6 protein-coding genes are annotated in these 3,029 nt (G+C 45.0%); all 6 read left to right on the plus strand.

Annotated elements, in window-relative coordinates; all coding sequences use genetic code 11:
- Positions 1-325: 325 nt before the first annotated feature.
- The 6 genes from KGY70_19995 (at position 326) to KGY70_20020 (ending at position 2,908) form a co-directional block, all read left to right on the plus strand.
- Positions 326-535 carry a hypothetical protein gene (locus tag KGY70_19995; protein ID MBS3777488.1) on the plus strand — a complete coding sequence of 70 codons (210 nt, stop codon included), beginning with the start codon at positions 326-328 and terminating at the stop codon, positions 533-535.
- 216 nt (positions 536-751) lie between these two features.
- Positions 752-1,402 (plus strand): hypothetical protein, encoded by a 651-nt coding sequence (locus tag KGY70_20000; protein ID MBS3777489.1) that lies wholly within the window; start codon positions 752-754, stop codon positions 1,400-1,402.
- Positions 1,399-1,968: a hypothetical protein gene (locus tag KGY70_20005; protein MBS3777490.1), complete on the plus strand. Its 570-nt coding sequence runs from the start codon at positions 1,399-1,401 to the stop codon at positions 1,966-1,968. The genes KGY70_20000 and KGY70_20005 overlap by 4 nt, the downstream gene beginning before the upstream one ends.
- Complete coding sequence (locus tag KGY70_20010; GenBank protein MBS3777491.1) at positions 1,956-2,270, plus strand: hypothetical protein; 315 nt, start codon at positions 1,956-1,958, stop codon at positions 2,268-2,270. The genes KGY70_20005 and KGY70_20010 overlap by 13 nt, the downstream gene beginning before the upstream one ends.
- A 38-nt stretch (positions 2,271-2,308) precedes the next feature.
- Positions 2,309-2,434: a ribbon-helix-helix protein, CopG family gene (locus tag KGY70_20015; protein MBS3777492.1), complete on the plus strand. Its 126-nt coding sequence runs from the start codon at positions 2,309-2,311 to the stop codon at positions 2,432-2,434.
- 117 nt (positions 2,435-2,551) lie between these two features.
- Complete coding sequence (locus tag KGY70_20020; protein ID MBS3777493.1) at positions 2,552-2,908, plus strand: hypothetical protein; 357 nt, start codon at positions 2,552-2,554, stop codon at positions 2,906-2,908.
- Positions 2,909-3,029 lie beyond the last annotated feature (121 nt).

Raw genomic sequence — 3,029 nt, forward strand, 5'->3', positions numbered from 1 at the left:
GAGGCTTAGTAAAGATCCCTGCATATTTTATATGCACAGCGGAAACAGTAGAGGATCAAATGGAGTGTGTAGGATATTGTCCCTGCACTGAAAAAGAGCGGCTGGAAACATGCCATCCAGCGGAGGAATTTTCTTGCAAACATTGTGAATGTGGCTGTAGTGATATTTGCACTTTTAAGGTACCATCTCTTGACACGGCAACCAAAATATGATTCAATATTTGCACCATCTACGAAACCAGAGTGGCGCCTGGTGGAGATGGTCAAACGAAAAGGGGACAAAATGACGACACAAAACATATTGTTTTTAACAATAATCCGGTTTTTTGCTGGGTGCATCCGTTCCCTTTCGGGTGCCGCCAGCACCCTTTGTCGTCAGGGTGCATCCAGTAATTTGCCGGATTTTCTATTTTAAGGAGATAATCATGGGACACTTTATTTTTTGCGTGCTGCATCTGCTGGCGATTTTGTTTGGTGTGGTGGGGCTGATTATTACCGTGCCGCTGCATTTGATTTATTCGGCGACGAAGAAGTAACTGAAAAATATGTCAATTACAGGAGGATATATACTTCAACCCCGGAAGGTTGATGAATCTGAGATTATGCACGAACCTCCGGTGGTCCGGGAGCTTTGGTTTTATCTGCTACGCCGAGTCAACCACACTGACAACGGTAAATACAAGCGGGGTATGGGGTTTTTCAACTTGGGGGATATTCAAGAGGCTCTGCATTGGTATTCAGGATACCGGAAAATGAAATATTCAAAACCACAACTCACGAAATCTTTACGGAAGTTACGCGAAAGAAACATGGTGGAAACGGCGAAAGCAACACATGGAGTTTATGTAACTATTTTAAATTATAACTATTACCAAGACCCCAAAAATTATGGAAGCAACGCCGGAGAACAAACGGAGGAAACACGGAGGAAACAAAAGGGTCACACTAAGAACAAGAATGACAAGAATGAAAAGAATGAAAAGAATAAGTCCCCTAGCGGGGACTCGTCACCGAATCAAGATTCGGAGACTGCAACCACCCTTTCGGAATGTCCTCATAAAAAAATAATCGAAATATATCATAAAGAATTGCCAGAACTGCCAGCTGTCCAGGTATGGGGTGATGCAAGTCGGGGGAATCTGAAAGCCAGGTGGCGAGAAGATCCCGCCAGGCAGTCACCGGAATGGTGGCATTGGTTTTTTTGTGAATATATCCGCACGTCAGATTTTTTAATGGGGCGTGTAAAAGAATGGCAGGCAAGTCTTGACTGGATTGTAAAACCTAAAAATTTTCAGAAGATTATGAATGGACTTTATATAAATAAGGGCGGCGGTCTCAGCCAAAAACGAAGAGAAACCGCCCGTGCATTATCTAATTTTATCGAGAACGGAGGCGACACATGAACAAAGAGGAACGAAAAGAATTAGCTGAAATTCTTTATGGCCTGGCCGGGAACTTTGGCGATTCTGTAGATGATCAAACAGCAAAAATATGGGCCAGAGGTTTCGAGTTTGAAGGTATTACGATGGACCAGATCAAGGCGGCAGCAATGCGAATTTTAAAAACCCGTACCATATCGAAAATGCCTACGTTTGCGGAATTTCTGGAAGCAATAAACGGTTCCAAAAAAGATAATGCCCAGGCCCAGGCCGATATCGTATTCGAAACCCTCCGCAGAAACGGGGCCACCAGTGAGCCGATATTTGAAGACCCGGTTACAAATCATCTAATGTCAACCCGCTGGAAATGGAAAAATTGGGCCTCAAGCGTGCTTGAAGACGAAATCAAGTGGTGGCGCAAAGAGTTCATTGAGGCGTATCAGAGCTATGCCGCGAACCCGGAAAACGTGGAGCAGGTGCAGAAGTTGACCGCACCGCAGCGGCTGCAGAAACTTATATCCGGGATCGGCGACGAGAATCCCGAAAAACAGGAACCCGCATTAATCGAGGAAGAACAATGTCAGAAATAATATCAATCCAGATGGGGAATAAGTTCAATGACGTGATCCGGCTCGATGAATACAATGAGCAGATCAGCGTGGTTTCGGCACGCGAAGGCAAGGACGGTAAGACATATCCGCAGTGGGTTTTTCCGCAGGACCGGGATCGAAAGCCGCGGGATAAGGCAATACCGCTTAAAGTCACGCTTGGGGACCGGGAAACTGCGGCAAGGCATTTGCGATATTTGGCCGATGTGCTGGAAGCGAAGACGCCGGAGCCGGACCAGCAGCAGGGCGGCCAAGTTGATGACAACAGCGATCTGCCGTTTTGATATAGCCAATAAAATTAATAACATAGAAAGGAGCAACAATGCAGATAGCACTTTCAGAAGAAACCAAAAAAATTATTAAACAAATAGCCAGGCAACTGAAAATATCAGAGGCTGAGGCCATTGAACTTGCCATTCAACAATGGCATGAATTGTGGGGAAATTAAAAAATGATTGAAATGAATGAGCGACCAGTTTGCAATTTTGGAGTCCCGGAAAAATATGTCGGGCTGTCATATGAATGTGAATTTTGCAGGAAAAAGCATAAATGTAGCCAATACATTATGAGTAAACAGGTCAGGGAAAATGATGTTCCGTGCATGTCGGAGGAATTAGAGATGGAAGAAGAATTTTGTGATATATGTGGGGAAAGATGTGGCGGTGAAGGGTACAGAGGGCCTGGCGAAGTTCTCTGTAATAAGTGTGCCTGTGAAAAATATGATCAGCCGGCCCCGCCAGAGGAGGAGGCGGAAGAGCTGGCTCGCCAACATTGGTCATACGTGGAAGGAATAATCGTAAGGGCAGATCCGGAAATCGGCCCGGGAGAGTTGGATATGATTAAATATCATTTCCTGACAGCCTTTAAGCAGGGCCATAAATATGGCAGAGAATATTCCATAGATCATCCTGTAATGAATTGAGAGGCCATACAGTAAACGATTGGGGGTAAAGTAGGGTTACCCCCTTATGAAAAGGAAAAAGAGAGGCTGAATGTGTCAAAAAATAATAATAGAGCTGCCGATCCCATTGCCGACCTGGAAC

Source organism: Bacteroidales bacterium (assembly GCA_018334875.1).
GTDB lineage: Bacteria > Bacteroidota > Bacteroidia > Bacteroidales > UBA12077 > JAGXLC01.

Coding starts and splice junctions, on each gene's coding strand:
- KGY70_20020 (MBS3777493.1), top strand. CDS start 2,552: ATGAGTAAACAGGTCAGGGAAAATGATGTTCCGTGCATGTCGGAGGAA.
- KGY70_20005 (MBS3777490.1), top strand. CDS start 1,399: ATGAACAAAGAGGAACGAAAAGAATTAGCTGAAATTCTTTATGGCCTG.
- KGY70_20000 (MBS3777489.1), top strand. CDS start 752: ATGAAATATTCAAAACCACAACTCACGAAATCTTTACGGAAGTTACGC.
- KGY70_20015 (MBS3777492.1), top strand. CDS start 2,309: ATGCAGATAGCACTTTCAGAAGAAACCAAAAAAATTATTAAACAAATA.
- KGY70_20010 (MBS3777491.1), top strand. CDS start 1,956: ATGTCAGAAATAATATCAATCCAGATGGGGAATAAGTTCAATGACGTG.